Below are 17,473 nucleotides of genomic sequence, written 5' to 3'. Positions count from 1 at the left end.
GCAATGACTGATTTTACGACTGCTTCGCAGCCGAACGCAGCCTCGCGGGCTCGGCAGCTGCTACAGATCGCATTACCGTTTAACTGACTGGCATTAGACCCGTGGGTGTTTAATTTTCCTGTTTGAAACTGATTCCTTCAGGCATTTCCTGACAGGTTTTCTGTTATGGCTGACCGCAACTCAGGCAATGTCTTACAAGACTTTACGACATCGGCGTAGCCCTTTAGTACAGGCATTTCGCCCCTTTTTCGGACACGGACAGACCACGCAAAAATTAACTAGACAGGCAGTACGCGATAATTAAATACTCCTTTCAACGGACTGTTAAAACATGTTCCACGCTCATCCAGCAGGAGCCCGGATGCCCTTTCTCGAACACCCGATCAATGCGCCTGGTCAGGCACCGTCTCCGGCCGAACCTTCCGTTCCTCGTTTAATGCAGTCAATCCCAAGAAATATCTGACAAGAAAAAGAGTGGCGCCTGACAACGTTCAGACGACCATCGATTTAATGTGTGGCAAAACCGACAGTGATAGTCAGGTTCGGCTCAAACCGCCGAGTCGTTTGATACAGGAGTGTCTCCATGATGGTCTTGCGTCCAGTCGAGTTGGCCGACCTGCCCCAGTTGCAGAGGCTGGCTCGTGAAAGTCTTGTGGGCGTCACGTCCCTGCCCGACGATAGCGAACGGTTGCGCGAAAAAATCCTCGACTCCTGTGCCTCATTTGAAAAGGACGTCGATGGTCATGGCCCGGAAAATTATTTCTTTGTGCTCGAAGACCTGACGACGCAGCACTTGGTCGGCTGCTCGGAAATCCTCGCCACGGCGGGGTACAGCGAGCCGTTCTACAGCTTGCGTAACCGGCACTTCACCAGTGCCTCGAGGGAACTGAACATCGAGCACGGCGTACCGGCCTTGTCGTTGTGTCACGACCTCAGTGGCCACACCTTGCTGCGGGGTTTCCATATCGATGCCGCGTTGGTGCGCACCGCGCACTCCGAACTGCTGTCGCGGGCGCGCCTGTTGTTCATCGCCGCCCATGCCCGGCGCTTTTCCGAAACGGTGATCACTGAAATCGTCGGCTACAGCAGTGATGAAGGCCACTCGCCATTTTGGGACGCCGTGGGCAAGCATTTCTTCGACTTGCCCTACGTCGAGGCCGAACGGCTTTGCGGCCTGCAGAGTCGCACCTTTCTCGCCGAACTGATGCCGCAGTACCCGATTTACGTGCCCATGCTGCCCCGGGCGGCACAGGACTGCATCGGCAGCATCCACCCCGATGGCCAGGAAGCCTTCGATATCCTCGAACGTGAAGGCTTCGAAACCAACAGTTACATCGATCTGTTCGATGGAGGCCCTACACTGCACGCGCGCACGTCGGGCATTCGTTCCATCGCCCACAGCCAGCGCGGCGTAACGCAACCGGGACCGATGATCGATGCCCGTGGCAGCTATCTGGTGAGCAACGACTCCTTGAAGGATTATCGGGCCATCGTCGCCGATCTTGACTACATCACCGGGCAACCCGTCACGCTGGACACCGCCATGTGCAAGGCACTGAAGGTAACCGAGGGCAGCCCGATCAGGCTGATTGCCCTGTGAACACCCTCCAGGTTCAATACCCGAGCACATGTGAACAAGGAACTGCAGCATGATTGTCCGTCCAGTCCAGATCACCGACCTGCCTGCCGTGTTTACGCTGGTGCGTCAGGCCAGTCCCGAGCTCACCAGCCTGCCGGCCGATGAAGAGCGCCTGGCTCACCGGATCCGCTGGGCCCAACGCACTTTCGCCGGGCAGGTCGATCGCGCCGATGCCGATTATCTGTTCGTGCTCGAGGACGACGAGCAGCAAGTGGTGGGCGTCAGCGCCCTGACAGGTGGCGTCGGCCTGCGCGAGCCCTGGTACAACTACCGGGTCGGACTGACGGTCAGCGCTTCAGCGGACCTGGGTATCCAGCGCCAGATCCCGACCCTGTTCCTGAGCAATGAATTGACCGGGCAATCGGAAGTCTGCTCGTTGTACCTGCGTCCCGATCAACGCCGGGCAAGCAACGGCCGCCTGCTGTCGCTCGGGCGTTTTTTGTTTGTGGCCGAGTTTACGCAGCTGTTCGGCAACCGGCTCATCGCCGAATTACGCGGCAGTGCCGACGAACGAGGTGGCTCGCCGTTCTGGGACAGCCTTGGTCGGCACTTTTTCAAAATGGATTTCAGCTACGCCGATCACTTGTCCGGGCTGGGCAACAAATCGTTCATCGCTGAACTGATGCCGCGCCAGCCGCTGTACACCTGCCTGCTCACCGAACAGGCCCAGGCGGTGATCGGCAAGGCCCATCCGAATACCGAGCCGGCCCTGAAAATCCTCAGCGCCGAGGGGTTTGCCCACAAGGGCTACATCGATATCTTCGACGGCGGACCGGTCATCGAAGCCCCGGTTTCCGGGGTTCGCACCGTGCGCGACAGCCAACCGCTGTTACTGGACATCGGCTCGCCGGACGATAAAGCACCCATCTGGCTGATCCACAACCGTCGCCTGGAAAACTGTCGCATTACCTGCGCCCCGGCCCGACAAATGGGCAACAGCCTGGTGGTTGATCGCCAGACCGCCAAGCGCTTGCAGCTACAACCCGGCGACTCGGTGCGCGCCGTGCCGCTGCTTGACCAACGGCAACAGGCCGTGGCGGCGTGACTTAACAGGTCCATCGTTGCAACGTCAATCGGCCTTACCCAGCAAATTCGTCATCATTCTCTCCTTGCCCGCGTGATAGCCTTTTATTTCTTTGGCGTTGACACTTTTGCTCAAGCCCTTCCATTCCATTGGTGGAACTCATATGTCCAGGCTTTCCCATCAAGATTTGCGCCGCAATTTTCGCCAACTGTTCGCCTCCAACACTTGCTACCACACGGCCTCGGTTTTCGACCCGATGTCGGCCCGCATCGCCGCCGACCTGGGCTTCGAAGTCGGGATCCTCGGTGGTTCGGTCGCATCGCTGCAAGTGCTGGGTGCCCCTGACTTTGCCTTGATCACCCTCAGCGAATTCGCGGAACAGGCCACCCGCATCGGCCGTGTCGCCCAGTTGCCGGTGATTGCCGACGCCGACCACGGCTACGGCAACGCGCTCAATGTCATGCGCACCATCGTCGAACTCGAACGTGCCGGCGTCGCCGCGCTGACCATCGAAGACACGCTGCTGCCTGCACAGTTCGGCCGTAAGTCCACCGACCTGATCACGGTCGCCGAAGGCGTCGGCAAGATCCGCGCGGCACTGGAAGCCCGCTGCGATAAGGAAATGGCGATCATCGCCCGCACCCACGCAGGGATTCTGCCGGTGCAGGAAATCATCAGCCGCACCCGGCAATACCAGCGTGCCGGAGCCGACGGGATCTGCATGGTGGGCGTAAAGGACTTCGACCATCTGGAACAGATCGCCGAGCATCTGAGTGTGCCGCTGATGCTGGTGACCTACGGCAACCCGCTGCTACGCGATGACAAACGCCTGGCCGAACTGGGTGTACGCGTGACCATCGACGGCCATGGCGCGTACTTCGCCGCGATCAAGGCGACCTACGACAGCCTGCGTGAGCAACGCCAGATCCTCACCCAGACGTCGGACCTGAGCGCGACCGAACTGACTCACACCTACACGCAACCCGAGGAATACATCCGCTACGCGGAAGAGTTCATGAGCGTGAAGGAATGACGGTTTAAACCGACACACCGCCTTCGCGAGCAAGCCCGCTCCCACAGTGGATTTGCGGTGAGCACATCATTTGCATACACCTGCGATCAATTGTGGGAGCGGGCTTGCTCGCGAAGGGGCCATCACAGCCAGCATCCCTGCCATCTGACACGCCGCCTTCACGGGCAAGCCCGCTCCCACAGGTTTTGCAGTGGACGGTCAGGCGGAGTCGAGCAGTTCGTGATGGGGTTTGCCGTCACCGCAACAGATCACGCGATTGCGCCCGGTGGTTTTGGCTTCGTATAGCGCATGATCGGCGTCATTGAGCCAAAACGTCGCGTCGGCGTGGGTCGGGTTGAATGATGCCATGCCAATGCTCAGGCTGACTTTCAGTGCCGGGCTCTGTTCGTACCCCAAGGTGGCGAAGCGATCACGCAGGGCATCCATGACGGCGGCGGCGCGGTTCAGGGGCAGGTCGGGAAGGATCACGCAAAACTCGTCACCGCCGTAGCGCCCTGCCACATCGGTCGCTCGCAGGTTTTGCTTGAGCATTTTGCTCAACTGACGCAAAACGATGTCGCCGGCAACATGACCGTAGGTGTCATTGATGGCCTTGAAATGGTCGATGTCGATCAGCGCGATCGCGCCGCCCTTTTGCTGGCGTTTGCAACGCTGGAATTCGACCTCCAGTTGGTCCTTCCAGGCACCATGGTTCAGCAGGCCCGTCAGGCTGTCGGTGCGGCTCAGTGCCAGCAGTTCACGCTTCTGAAGGCCGAGGGTATGGGCCTGGCGGAAGCAGATCCAGCCCAAGGACAACGGATACAGGCACAGCAAGGGCAAACAGGCATAGAGTTGCACCGGGCTGGTGGCAGGAATGAGCGCCGGGGCAAAAATCTGCAAGCCAACGCAGAGGCCCAACACCTGCGCGGCAGTCCCGGCCAGCAGGAAGCGTAAGCCGCCGATGGCCACGTTGTGCATAGCCATCATGGAAATGGTGGTCGCGCTGGGTAGTGGATTGAAATGCATGGCGGCAATCCAGAAGCCGCCGAGAAAGGCATCGATCAGCAGATTGCGGTGTTCGGCGTGATAAGGCTTTCTGGCCCGGCGCGCCCATTGGTAAGCCAGGTGCGGCCAGACCAGGCCATTGAACCACATGAACCCCCAGACCCAGGGCGCCGGATCGAGTGGATACATCGCCGCGCTCACACACACCAATCCCAAGGCTACCCCCAGGATTCGCGATGTATAGAGCCTCCTGGCCAATGAAAATCCCTGTCCTCCCGTTTTTGCCATAGGGCCTCTGTGCCACTCAACGGAATGCGATAACAGCCTGTGCCTATGCGCTGCAGTCTATCAGGGCGACATTAAATAGCCATCACCGGCTGGCGGGCTGAATATCCGCCTATCACGCTCGAATAAAAGCAAAAGCCTCGTCTCAAGAAACGGCTATACATGAAATAAGGGTTGATCAATGACCATAAGAGGAGGCCCATGCAGACCTTTCAAGTATTGATCATCGGCAGCGGGTTTGGTGGCCAATGTGCCGCAATCAATTTGCTCAAGGCCGGCATCGACGATTTTCGCCTGTTGGAGCGACGGGATTTCTTCGGCGGCACCTGGTGCCAGAACACCTATCCCGGCGCGGCGGTCGATGTGCCTTCGCCGCTGTACTCCTTGTCTTTCGCCCCGTATCGCTGGACGCAAATGTTCGCCGAACAGGCCGAACTGCACCGCTACACCCGCCATGTGGTGGAACACTTCGGCCTGCGGGACAAGGTGGAACTGGGCGCGAATGTCGAGCACATCGAATGGGACGACGCCAACAAGCGCTGGACGGTGTACACCGCCAGCAAAGGCACGTTTTGTGCGCAGTTCCTGATCAACGCCACCGGGCCGCTGAGCCAGCCGGTGGTTCCGCACTTCGACGGCCTGGAACGCTTTCAGGGCAAGACGTTTCACACCAACAACTGGAATCACAACTACGACTACCGGCAAAAACGCGTGGCCATCGTCGGCAGCGGCGCCAGTGCGGCCCAGGTTATACCGGCCATTGCGCCGGAAGTCGGGCACTTGCATGTGTTCCAGCGCACTCCCCACTGGGTGTTGCCCCGCGCAGACCGCAGATTCAGCCGCTTGCAGCGTTGGCTGCTGGGGCTCAAGCCAGCCTACAAGCTGCTGCGCTGGTGGATCTACTGGCAATTCGAAACCCGGGTGTTTGGCTTCAAGTATTCGAAGCCGGCCGTGCACAGGGTCCAGCGCCAGGCCCTGCGCTTTCTCAAACACCAGGTGCCGGATGCCGAACTACGGCGCAAACTGACGCCGGACTACACCATCGGCTGCAAACGGGTGATTCTGTCCAGCACGCTGTACCCGGCACTGACGCGCAGCAACGTAACGCTGCACAGCCGCGAGCAAGGCATCGCGGCCATCGACGAAACCGGCATCGTTACCCTCGATGGCCAACACATCGACGTGGACCTGATCGTCTGGTCCACCGGCTACGACGCCACCGACGGGGTGATTTCCTACCCGGTAACGGGCAAAAACGGCACCCGTCTGAAGGATGTCTGGGCACCGTACCCGCGTGCCTACCTTGGCACCGCCCTGCCGGACTTCCCCAACCTGTTCATCGTCACCGGGCCGAACACCGGCATTGGCCACACTTCGGCGCTGTTCATCATCGAATCCCAGATGAACTACATCCTCGATTGTATTCGCACCTTGAAGGCGCAAGGTTTGAGCAGCATCGAAGTTCGCCATGAAGCGGAACGTACCTACACTGAAATGATCCACCGCGAAATGGAACGTACCGTGTGGAAGTCCGGTGGTTGCCACAGTTGGTACCAAAGCAAGAGCGGTCATGTGATTGCCATGTTTCCCGGGTTCAGCTTCAGCTTTCATCGCTTGACCCGAGCGCTGAAACCCGCCGATCACATTTTGTCCTGAGCTGATAGAAGGGAGACGCGTGATGCTTTTGTTGTTCGTCGTTCTCGCAGTGTTCGTCGCCTGGAGCTGGCTGACCTACCCGGCCATCGGCTACTGGCTCTATGACCTGAACATGGCGGCCGAGGCCAAGTTGTACCGGCTGCACAAAATCGTCGTGCCCATCCCCGAGATGACCGTCTCGACCTGGCAAGGCGGGCCGTACGAAGCCACCAGCAATGTGCTGATGCTCCATGGCTTCAGCGCCGACAAGAACCTCTGGCTGCGTTTCGCCCGGCACTTTGTCGGTAGCCATCGAGTGATCATCCCGGACATCGCCGGCCATGGCGAAACCGGCTTCAAGGCAGGCGGCGGCTATGACATCCCGCTGCAGGCCAAGCGCATGATCCAGCTGCTGGATGTGTGCGGCGTCGAAAAAGTCCATGTCATCGGCAACTCCATGGGTGGCTACATGGCGGCATGGCTCGCGGCCACTTACCCGGAGCGCATTGTGTCCGTGGCCCTGATTGACCCGGCCGGGGTCACTTCGCCAGAACCCAGTGACCTTGAGCGGCATTTGGCCAAGGGCCACAACCCGTTTCTGATTCACTCGCGGGAAGAATTCCAGCGGTTCTACGCCATGACCATGGCTTCACCGCCCTGGGTACCGAAGCTCGTGCTCGATGCCGTCGCCCAGCGCTATGAACAGTCCCGCGAGGAACTGGAAGAAATCTTCCGGGATTTCCGCGCCAGCCCGCCGATGGAACCGCACCTGCCCGACATCACCGCCCCGGCGCTGTTGCTATGGGGGCGCAAGGACCGGCTGATCGATGTCAGCAGCGTGGCGGTCTGGAGCAAGGGCATCGCCGACCTGCGTGTGCATATCTGGGACGCCGTCGGGCACATGCCCATGGTGGAAGCGCCATCCGGTTCGGCGCGCCTGTATCGGGAGTTTTTGGCATCGCTGCGCTCGGAGAGTCCACAGGATCAAAGACTGCACTAGGGGGCGGCCCCTAGCAGTCCTTTGCAGAATGAAGTTCGTCAGAAACTTCGTTTGTCGGCGTCGCTGAAGGCTGCGATCTTTCGTCCATCCTTTACGTCACCGCGCCAGGAATCCTGTTCATGAACCACCCGAACTTCGTCAGCCCTGACCTGATCCGCCAACGCTTCTCCAAAGCGATGTCCGACATGTATCGCGAGGAAGTGCCGTTGTACGGCGCGTTGATGGAACTGGTGGAGCAGACTAACCGCCACGTGCTGGACAGCGATCCGCACATCCTGCAGCAGCTCAAAAGCACCGGCGAAATCGAGCGACTGGATCTGGAGCGTCATGGTGCGATCCGCGTCGGAACGGCCGATGAACTGGCCACCCTCGCCCGCCTGTTCGCGGTGATGGGCATGCAACCGGTGGGTTACTACGACCTGACTCCGGCTGGCGTACCGGTACATTCCACGGCGTTTCGCGCGGTGCATGAAGCGTCATTGCAGGTCAGCCCGTTCCGGGTATTCACCTCGCTGTTGCGCCTGGAATTGATCGAAGACCTGGAATTGCGAGCGTTCGCCCGGTCGATGCTCGACCAGCGCTCGATCTTCACCCCCACGGCCCTCACGCTCATCGAGCGCGCCGAATCCCTGGGTGGCCTGACCGGGCAGGAAGCCCTTGAGTTCGTCGAACAGGCACTGGAAACGTTCCGCTGGCACCACAGCGCCACCGTCACCGCCGAGCAGTATCAAAAGCTCAGCGCCCAGCATCGCCTGATCGCCGACGTGGTGGCGTTCAAGGGCCCGCACATCAACCACCTGACACCGCGGACCCTGGACATCGATATCGTGCAGACGCAAATGCCGGCCCATGGCATCACCCCCAAAGCGGTGATCGAAGGTCCACCCCGCCGCCAGTGCCCGATCCTGCTGCGCCAGACCAGTTTCAAGGCCCTGGACGAGCCGATTGCCTTCACCGATCAAAACGAGGCTCGCGGCAGCCACAGTGCCCGTTTCGGCGAAATCGAACAGCGCGGTGCCGCCCTCACGCCCAAAGGCCGCGCACTCTACGACCGCTTGCTCAATGCCGCACGGGACGAACTCAAGGACTTCCCCAACGAAGCCAACGCCGCGCGCTATAACGCCCTGATGACGCAGCATTTCAGCGAATTTCCTGACACTTGGGAAGGCATGCGCCAACAGGGCCTGGCTTATTTTCGCTACTTTGTGACGGAAAAAGGCCTGGCGGCGGGCGACCTTAAAAACACTTCCCTGGAAGACCTGCTCGGCAGCGGCTTCCTGCGGGTTGAACCGTTGGTGTACGAAGACTTCCTGCCGGTCAGCGCGGCAGGGATCTTTCAGTCAAACCTGGGGGACGCAGCGCAAACACGCTACGGTGAACACTCCAATCAGCAAGCGTTCGAAAAGGCCTTGGGACGTTCGACGATCGATGAGCTGGAGCTGTATGCCGAGAGCCAACGGCGTTCGATCGAACAGTGTTTCGCTGCGTTGGGCCAGTAGGCCTCGACACGACAGGTTTCAGCGGGTGAACCGAAGGGTTGCCTCGGTTATGACGCAGCGCCTTGGTGTGCAAGAAATCGCCCGGTCGAATCCACGAAAACGCCTTATTTTCAGGCTGAAGAGCCTGCTTGTCAGGCCCCTCAACCCGGTACGCAAGAACCTGCGCGATGCTGTGCAAGTTCTTGCGTAAATTTCCGCGTTTTCTTCTGCAGAAAAGCCTGCAAATCTCGAAATAAAATCATAACTTTCTGATTTATATCGATTTTATAAGTCGTGGCACAGTCCTTGTTATCTGTCAGGTCCCCAGGAGGTAATGCTGCCTCACGGGCAACCTCACGTTTGAGCAAGGAGAGCCTGCATGGCTACACCCGCGTACATGTCCATCACGGGCGAGAAACAAGGTTTGATCACTGCCGGTGCATTCACCGCCGACTCCGTTGGCAACATCTACCAGGAGGGTCACGAAAATCAAGTCATGGTCCAGGGCTTCAGTCACGAAGTGATCATCCCTCGTGACCCGCAGTCCGGCCAACCCACCGGTCAACGCATTCACAAACCCGTAGTGATCACCAAAGTGTTCGACAAGTCCTCGCCACTGCTATTGGCGGCCCTGTGTACGGGCGAGAAGTTGCCCCAGGTCGAAATCCAGTGGTTCCGTACCTCGGCTCAAGGCACGCAAGAGCACTATTACTCAACGGTTCTGGAAGACGCAATCATCGTCAATATCAAGGACTACATGCACAACTGCCAGGACCCGGCGACCGCACATTTCACGCATCTGGAGGACGTACATTTTTCCTACCGGAAAATCACCTGGACACACCACAACTCCAACACGACAGGCCACGATGACTGGCGCATTCCGGTCGCTGGCGGTTAAGTCTCACAGGACGCAAACATCGGCCCTTCGACCGATGTTGTTCAAGTCAATAAAAACCATGGCTGATCGACCTTTCACAAATCAATAAAAAGAACCGGGTCATTCAGCCAAGGCTCGACAAAAAAATGGGCGACCTACAGGTCGCCCATTTTTATAACCGAAACTTTTAATACAGCGGAGAAAGTGTTCGCCCAGTGCAATGGCCTCGGCAATCCATGCACTGGTAAAGAGCCCTGACACTGGGCGAACGGAGGGTATTTTAGTAGAAGCGAACTAATATGTCCGCAGTACGAAGATGAAATTTATCGACACAATGTTTAACAAAATGTCGACTTAAATACTATGCCGCATGGAACCTTAAACTCACCAGTTCGACCATATGAGCTGATTATTCCTATACAAAACTTGCATAAAAACAATCAACCCATATAGAGCCATTACTCAATATCAGTGCTTGCTGGTCACCGACAATATGTCGGTGTAAACCACGTTAACGCTTTGCCCGACTTTCAAGTCCTTGAGTTTGGCCTGGACTTCAGGTCGTTTGACATCGACTTTCTTGGACTGGCCTTGCGGATTTTCGAAGGTCACCTGGTTTTTCTTCAGGTCAATGTGGGTGATTTTCAGCTGCACTTTCACCTGACGGTAAGCTTCGCCGCCCGGGTTGGCGCTACCTGGTGCAGCACGCACTTCACCGGTGGCTTCGGCGGTGCCGGGCAGGCCTTTGTCGACATCGGTGTCGAGGTAGGCTGCAACGGCGCTGGTGACCCTGATGTCGACCGTGTCGCCGGCCTTGAGTTTATCGAGGTTTTTCGCCTTGTCGGTCAGTTGCACAGGGAATTCATTACCCTGCGGGCCTTTCAGGACCACGATACGGTTTGCGTTATCTACCGAAACGACTTTGGTGGCGACCTGATCAACCACCACAACTTCGGACAACGGGAGTTCGGCGGCAACCGCGCCAAAACTGGCGGCAGACAGCAAGGTTGCGAGGGTGATGGCTTTGGTCAGTGCGTGGCGTTTCATAGGCAGAACTTTCCCTGTGATAGATGGCAACAGACGGCGTTGAATCCGGGCTCAACGCCATGTGTGCGATGAGCATAGACGCTGTTCGGCGAGTGGTCGCTGCGGGCCACTGATTTTCGTGGCGCAGGTTACTGGTAACCGGTCATTTCCAGATATCCGTTCCCTGCATGACTGCCACTGAGGCGCACCGGGCCTTCCCAGTAGGGTATGCGCAAGTCCATCCAGGACTGGGGGTTGAGCGCGGTGATGGCGATATCAAGGTGTTTGGCGGGGATTTTGATCGACCAGCGAATGGGCATGTCGTGCCCGGCAACGCTGGCGGTGTCTTGCGGCGTCAGGCTAATGTCACTGGCGTGGAGCAATTGTGTCTGACCCCGGGCGTCGATCCAGGTGCCGGTGAGGTAAGGCTCGCCGTCCTTTTGTCGCATACGATACAGCATCACTTGCTCGCCGCTGTCCAGGTGCAGGGAGAACCAGTCCCAACCGGTCTGGTTGCTCGTCAGGGGCTGGCTGCTCCATTCGCGGTCGAGCCAGGCCGGGCCACTGACCAGAAAGGTTTTGCCGTCGATTTCCAGCGTGCCGCTGGCCTGGAAAAACGGCTGGCTGTAGTAGTAGGAGGCCTGGCCCTGTTCGGATTTCTGGCTGAACCCCTGGTCCCCCTGAAGCACCAGAGGACCTGTCGAGGTCAACCGCAGCCGGTAGCTGAAACGCTGATCGCGGGCACTGAGTTGCAGGTCGGCCAACGGGTTGTCGACAGTCGCCTGGCTACGCAACTGCCAGTCATCGATCCATGCATTGAACGGCGCAACGCTGACACCGGCCTGACCGACGCCACCACGGGCGTAGCGTTCGGCCGCGTAGTGCACGGTCGCCGACGTCACCGCCGCATGGCCGAGCCAGATGGTCTGATTCTGCCATCCCGCCCCTTCGGGGGTGGCTTTCAAGGCGCTGCGGAACAACGTCCATTGCGCGCCGAACTCACGCCCCTGATCGTCCTTCAGGTTGGCCGTGACGTACCACCATTCGATGCGAAAGCCGTCGTGCGGGCCGTGATCCGCCGGGAAGCTGAACACCCGACCGGGCACCACCGGGGTGAACGCGGCAGCCTGGTTGCCCAGCCCGGCAAACCCCTTTTCTATCGGTGCCGGTTGATCGCAACCGCTCGACAGCAGCGCCAGGAGCAATACGCCGACCTTAATCTTCATGGGCAAACGTCCGCAGCAGGTCCGCCGGTTGCGTGCGGTACAAACGGTACAACGGCCAGGCCGAGGCCAATAACGTCGCCACCAGTGCCAGCCCCATCAACTGCACCAGTTGCAGTGGAAACACCCGCAACGGCAGGCGCCAGCCAAAGGCCTGCACGTTGATCACCGTGTCCAGGCACCACGCCAGGGCAATACCCAACGGCAACGCTAGCACCAGGGTCAGCAGCGCCAGCAACCAGGTTTGCCCGAGGTTGAGCAACATCAAATGCCGACGTGTCACGCCCAGCGCCCACAGCGGCGCCAGTTGTCCGAGACGGCTCTGGCTTTGGGTCAACAGACTGATGAACAGCGCCACGCCGGCCACGCACAACGTCAAGCTGTTGAGCGCGGCGGTGGCGGCGAAGGTGCGTTCGAAGACTTGCGTGGACCAGCCCTTGAGCCGCGCCTGATCGACGATGCGGCTGTCGTCCAGGGTAAAACGCGCCTGTAGTGCCGTGACGAACGCCGGGATCGACGCCGGTTCGATGCGCAGGTTGAAACGATTCGGCGTCAGTTGCGGCCAGCCGCGTAACAGGTGGTTGATGTTGACCAGGATGTGACCCTTGGGATTGCCGTAGTCGGCGTAGATCCCGACGATTCTCGGCGACCACGGGCCGGTTGGCGTCGGCAGCGTCAGGTGATCGCCCAGTTGCACGTGCAGGCGCCGGGCCAGTTGTTCGCTGAGCATCACCGCATCGTCCTTGGCCAGTCGTTCCCAAGGGTTGTCGCCCAAGGCTTCGAGCAATGGCCAGTGCTGGCGATAGGTCGGGTGGTCGATGATCCCGGACAGGTCCGTCGGCCAGCCCTGCAACTGGATCGACACCTGCCAGTTGGGCAGCACCGCCGCCAGTTGCGGCTGCTGGTTGAGCCAACTGTGCAGCTCCCTGGCCTGGGCCGGGTTCTGTGGATTGAGGTAAAGCTCGGCCGTCAGCCGTTGTTCGAGCCAGTTGCTGAAGGTTTGGCGGAACCCCGCGGTCATGCTGCCGGCACCGATGTTTGCCGCCATGGCCAGCAGCAGCGCCATCAACGCCAGGCTCAACGCCGGAAGTTGCTGGCGGCAATCGGCAACAAACCACTGGCCAAGCACCGAGCGACTGCGCTGCAACCCGAGGTTGAGCAGCGCACTGAGCACCACCGGTAACGCCAGCGCGGCACCGATCAACAGCGCGGCCATCAGCACGAAGCCACTGACCAGGCTGTCGCCGAAAATCAACGCCAGCAGCCCTGTCACCCCGGCTATTGCTGCCACCCAACCCTGGCGTTGCAACCAGTGTGCATGGGCCTGATGCCAGGCCTGCGGATCGGCCAGTGCCAGCAATGACAAGCGCGCCGCCCGCAGCAGACTGTTGGCACCGGCCAGCAACGCGCCAATCAGAGCCAGGCCAATACCGCTGAACCACCATGACAGGCTGAGGCGCAACTGCCCCGCCACTTCGGCACCGTACAAGCCCCGCAGGCTGGCGGCGACATCCGGCAACAACACGCCGGCCAGCAGGTAACCGCTGATCACTCCGGCCACACCGCCGATCAGGGCCAATCCAGCCAGTTCGACGGCGAGACAAGCGATCAACATCCGCGCACTCACACCGCAGGCACGCAAGGTCCGCAGCAAACCTCGCCGTTGCTCCAGCGCCAGCCCGATGGCGGCGTGCACGATAAACAGGCCGACCACGAACGACAGCACCCCCAGGGCGTCGAGGTTCAGGTGAAAGCTTTCGGTCAGGCGCGCCAGGTTGTTTTCTTCGTCGGCGCTCTTGAGTTGCAGCTGTCCCTTGAACGGATCGGGCAGCGTCGCGGTGTAATCCTTCGGTAACAACAGTCGCGACAGTTGATCCGGCAACCCGAGAATCTGCTGGGCAAAACCGATGTCCACCAGCAGCACTCCGGGCACCATATCGGCCTGCACATGCAGCGGCGGCAGTGCCACGCCAGTCAGGTTCAATGGCCGGTCACCTTCGCGCAATCCCAGTGCCTGCAAGGTTTGCGACGATATCCAGGTACTTCCCGGCGCGCTGAAAAAACCGACAACCTGTTCGATCGCCAAGGCCTGCCCGGCCACCGCCGCGCCCGCCGGCAACGACACCGGCTCGATGCCCATCAACTGCAGACGCTGCTCTTCATGCCCCTTGAGCGTGACCCGCCCTTGCAGCACCGGTGACACCGGCCACCCCGCGCGGCGCAGATCGATAAACCATTGCTGTGGGAACGTGCCGCCTCCGGGTGCACTGAGGCTGGCCTGGGGTTCGCCGCCGATCAACCGGCTGGCCCGGGCATAGCTGTCGCGCGCCTGACTGTTAAGTGCCTGGACGCCGGTCAACAGACTGGTAGCCAGCCACAGCCCGGTCAGTACACTGAAAAACTGCACCGGATGCTGCCGCCAATGGCTGAGCAGCGCGCGCAGGGTTTCGCCAAAGATGCGCATGTCAGCGCTCGTCCGCACCGGCCAGACGACCACCGCACAACAGCGCTTTTTCCGCCAACCGTGCCGCCACACCGGAACTGTGGGTGACCATCAACAGGCTGGTGGGGCTGTCGTCGAGCAATTCCAGCATCAACTGCAACACCTCGACACCGGTAGTTTCATCGAGGCTGCCGGTGGGCTCGTCGGCCAGCAGCAATGGCGGGCGCGACGCCAACGCCCGCCCCAGTGCGACCCGTTGCTGCTGGCCGCCGGACAGTTGCTCCGGGTAGCGCCGCAGCAACTCGCCCAAGCCCAGGCGCCGCACCAGATGCGCCTGCCAGCGTGGGTCGTGGCGCCCGGCCAGACGCGCCTGAATCGCCAGATTGTCTTCGACCCGCAGGCTGCCGATCAGGTTGAATTGCTGGAACACCAGGCCGATTTCCGTACGACGCCAGTTCGCCAGTTGCCCTTCATTCATCCGTTCCAGGCAATGCTCGCCACTGCGGATGCTGCCGCGATCGACCTTGTCCAGCCCGGCGATCAGGTGCAACAACGTGCTTTTGCCACTGCCCGATTCGCCCATCAGCGCTAGGCTGCTGCCGGGCTTGAGCGTCAGGTCGACGCCTTGCAGCACCGGAAGCGGCCCTTGCGGTGTGGCGTAGCTTTTGAAAACGCCGTGGACTTCAAGCATGGGTCAACCTGCTGGATATGCGTGGTCCAAGAATAGCGGCCCTGAATGTTTTTTGTCCGTTGCTGATGATCGCCCTGCCCTAGCCCCGCCCTACCCTCGAAGCTGGTCTAACCATAACGATAAAAAACGGAGACGCCATGCCTCGTTTCACCTTGAGCCCTCGTGGCCTGCTCGCTTGCCTGATCACTGCCTGCCTTGCGCAATCGGTGGTCGCCGCCGACGGACCGGTCGCGGCCAGCCCGCAGACCACGGCCAGTAACGCCGCCGTCCTGCAACAACTGCCCTTCACCGACCGCACCGACTACGAGTCGGTCAAGAAAGGTTTGATCGCGCCGTTCAAGGGCCAGATCAAAGACGCCTCGGGAAAGGTCATCTGGGATATCCAGGCCTATGACTTCCTCGCCAGGGATCAGGCCCCCGAGTCGGTCAACCCGAGCCTCTGGCGCCTGGCCCAACTCAGCGCCCATGCCGGATTGTTCGAAGTCAGCCCTCGGCTGTATCAGGTGCGCGGCCTTGACCTGGCCAACATGACCATCATCGAAGGCGACGACGGGCTGATCATCATCGACCCGCTGACCATGGCCGAAACCGCCAAGGCTGCACTGGAACTGTACTACCAGAACCGTCCGCACAAACCGGTGGTGGCGGTGATCTACAGCCACACTCACGTCGACCACTTCGGTGGCGTGCGCGGGGTCATCGACGAGGCCGACGTCAAGGCCGGCAAGGTCAAGGTGTTCGCCCCCGCCGGGTTCATGGAACACGTGATGAGCGAGAACGTCTACGCCGGCAACGCCATGAGCCGCCGTGCGCAGTTCCAGTTCGGCAGCCTGTTGCCCCGTGGCGAAAAAGGCCAGGTCGATGCCGGCCTGGGCAAGAGCACGCCGAGCGGCGGCACCGTGACCCTGATCCCGCCCACCGACCTGATCGACAAGGAATTGGAAACCCGCACCATCGCTGGCCTCGACGTGGAATTCCAGTTGACCCCGGGCACCGAGGCGCCGGCGGAAATGAACCTGTACCTGCCGCAGTTGCGCGCCTTGTGCATGGCGGAAAACGCCACGCAAATGATGCACAACATCCTCACCCCACGCGGCGCGCAAGTGCGTGACGCCAAGGCCTGGGCAGAGTACCTGGACGACAGCCTGGCGCGGTACGGTGACAAGAGCGACGTGTTGTTCGCACAGCATAATTGGCCGACCTGGGGCGGCGAACGCATCCGCACCTTCCTCGCCGACCAGCGCGACATGTACGCCTTCCTCAATGACCGTACCTTGCACCTGCTGAACCAGGGCCTGACGCCAGTCGAGATCGCTGATTCAATCAAGAAACTGCCCGGGAGCCTGGACCAGAAGTGGTACACCCGTGGCTACTACGGCTCGCTGAGTTTCAACACGCGCGCGGTGTATCAACGCTACATGGGGTTCTATGACGGTAACCCGGCCAACCTCAATCCGCTGCCACCGGTAGAAACCGCCAGACATACGATCGAAGCCATGGGCGGTGACGCGGCAGCGTTGGGGAAAATGCAGGCGGCAATGGCCAAGGGTGAATACCGCTGGGCCGCGCAACTGGGCAATCAGTTACTGTTCGCCAACCCGGACAACAGCGATGCGCGCAAAGCCCAGGCCGAGGCGCTGGAGCAATTGGGTTATCAAAGCGAAAACGCCACCTGGCGCAACATGTACCTGACCGGTGCCATGGAACTGCGCACCGGCGTGCCGCCCCATGCGGGCACTTCGGTGTCGGTGGACATGGTGCGGGCCATGAGCCCGCAGATGTTCTTCGACTTCCTGGCGGTGCGTCTGGACAGTGAAAAAGCCGTAGGCCATGACCTGACCCTGAACTGGACCTTCGAGGATCAGAACAAGGACTTCAACCTGACCCTGCGCAACGGCGTGCTGACCCACCGTGCCGGTCTCAATGCCCAGGCGGATGCCAGCGTAACCATGAGCAAGGCCACCCTGGAACAGATCAGCCTCAAGCAACTGGATATCCCGTCGGCGATCCAGAAAGGCCTGATCAAGCTTCAAGGCAATGGCAAGAAGCTTGGGGAATTGATGAGCAGCCTCGATACCTTTGCACCGCAGTTCAATATCGTCACCCCGTGAAACCAGACTCGCTCCCACAGG

13 protein-coding genes are annotated in these 17,473 nt (G+C 60.2%); 8 read left to right on the top strand and 5 right to left on the bottom strand.

Annotated features, from left to right (window positions below):
• Nucleotides 1-583: 583 nt before the first annotated feature.
• From PMI28_RS03185 to PMI28_RS03195, 3 genes are all read left to right on the top strand, one after another.
• A complete protein-coding gene (locus PMI28_RS03185; protein ID WP_007991673.1) occupies nt 584-1,600 on the top strand; it encodes an arginine N-succinyltransferase in 1,017 nt (338 codons plus the stop codon).
• A 49-nt stretch (nt 1,601-1,649) separates the two neighbouring features.
• On the top strand, nt 1,650-2,684 hold the full coding sequence (astA, locus tag PMI28_RS03190; RefSeq protein WP_007991671.1) for an arginine N-succinyltransferase: 1,035 nt from the start codon (nt 1,650-1,652) through the stop codon (nt 2,682-2,684).
• Nucleotides 2,685-2,826: 142 nt separating this feature from the next.
• The gene (locus tag PMI28_RS03195) at nt 2,827-3,696 is read left to right on the top strand and encodes an isocitrate lyase/PEP mutase family protein (RefSeq protein ID WP_007991667.1); all 870 of its coding nucleotides are present in this window, start codon (nt 2,827-2,829) and stop codon (nt 3,694-3,696) included.
• A 198-nt stretch (nt 3,697-3,894) separates the two neighbouring features.
• On the opposite strand, the gene PMI28_RS03200 is transcribed toward PMI28_RS03195, so the two are convergent.
• Nucleotides 3,895-4,968: a diguanylate cyclase gene (locus PMI28_RS03200; protein ID WP_007991665.1), complete on the bottom strand. Its 1,074-nt coding sequence runs from the start codon at nt 4,966-4,968 to the stop codon at nt 3,895-3,897.
• Nucleotides 4,969-5,166: 198 nt separating this feature from the next.
• Here PMI28_RS03200 and PMI28_RS03205 point away from each other — a divergent pair, with 198 nt between their 5' ends.
• The 4 genes from PMI28_RS03205 (at nt 5,167) to PMI28_RS03220 (ending at nt 9,979) form a co-directional block, all read left to right on the top strand.
• The gene (locus tag PMI28_RS03205; RefSeq protein WP_007991663.1) at nt 5,167-6,621 is read left to right on the top strand and encodes a flavin-containing monooxygenase; all 1,455 of its coding nucleotides are present in this window, start codon (nt 5,167-5,169) and stop codon (nt 6,619-6,621) included.
• Between the two features lie 22 nt (nt 6,622-6,643).
• Nucleotides 6,644-7,600: an alpha/beta fold hydrolase gene (locus PMI28_RS03210; protein WP_007991661.1), complete on the top strand. Its 957-nt coding sequence runs from the start codon at nt 6,644-6,646 to the stop codon at nt 7,598-7,600.
• A gap of 119 nt (nt 7,601-7,719) precedes the next feature.
• Nucleotides 7,720-9,099, top strand: coding sequence for a 2-oxoadipate dioxygenase/decarboxylase HglS (hglS, locus tag PMI28_RS03215; RefSeq protein ID WP_007991659.1), 1,380 nt, complete (start codon nt 7,720-7,722; stop codon nt 9,097-9,099).
• A gap of 358 nt (nt 9,100-9,457) precedes the next feature.
• Nucleotides 9,458-9,979, top strand: coding sequence for an Hcp family type VI secretion system effector (locus tag PMI28_RS03220; protein ID WP_007991657.1), 522 nt, complete (start codon nt 9,458-9,460; stop codon nt 9,977-9,979).
• Between the two features lie 447 nt (nt 9,980-10,426).
• Here PMI28_RS03220 and PMI28_RS03225 read toward each other — a convergent pair whose 3' ends face one another.
• From PMI28_RS03225 to PMI28_RS03240, 4 genes are all read right to left on the bottom strand, one after another.
• Nucleotides 10,427-11,005, bottom strand: a complete 579-nt coding sequence (locus PMI28_RS03225; protein WP_007991655.1) for a hypothetical protein — start codon at nt 11,003-11,005, stop codon at nt 10,427-10,429.
• Between the two features lie 128 nt (nt 11,006-11,133).
• Nucleotides 11,134-12,210, bottom strand: coding sequence for a lipocalin-like domain-containing protein (locus PMI28_RS03230; protein WP_007991653.1), 1,077 nt, complete (start codon nt 12,208-12,210; stop codon nt 11,134-11,136).
• Nucleotides 12,200-14,671, bottom strand: coding sequence for an ABC transporter permease (locus PMI28_RS03235; RefSeq protein ID WP_007991652.1), 2,472 nt, complete (start codon nt 14,669-14,671; stop codon nt 12,200-12,202). The genes PMI28_RS03230 and PMI28_RS03235 overlap by 11 nt, the downstream gene beginning before the upstream one ends.
• Nucleotide 14,672: 1 nt before the next feature.
• Entirely contained in the window at nt 14,673-15,341 is a 669-nt protein-coding gene (locus tag PMI28_RS03240; protein WP_007991649.1) for an ABC transporter ATP-binding protein, read from the bottom strand.
• A gap of 137 nt (nt 15,342-15,478) precedes the next feature.
• Here PMI28_RS03240 and PMI28_RS03245 point away from each other — a divergent pair, with 137 nt between their 5' ends.
• Entirely contained in the window at nt 15,479-17,452 is a 1,974-nt protein-coding gene (locus tag PMI28_RS03245) for an alkyl/aryl-sulfatase (protein ID WP_007991647.1), read from the top strand.
• Nucleotides 17,453-17,473: the final 21 nt, after the last annotated feature.

It is taken from the genome of Pseudomonas sp. GM48 (genome assembly GCF_000282335.1).
GTDB lineage: Bacteria > Pseudomonadota > Gammaproteobacteria > Pseudomonadales > Pseudomonadaceae > Aquipseudomonas.
This window is presented reverse-complemented; position numbering and strand designations above follow the sequence as displayed.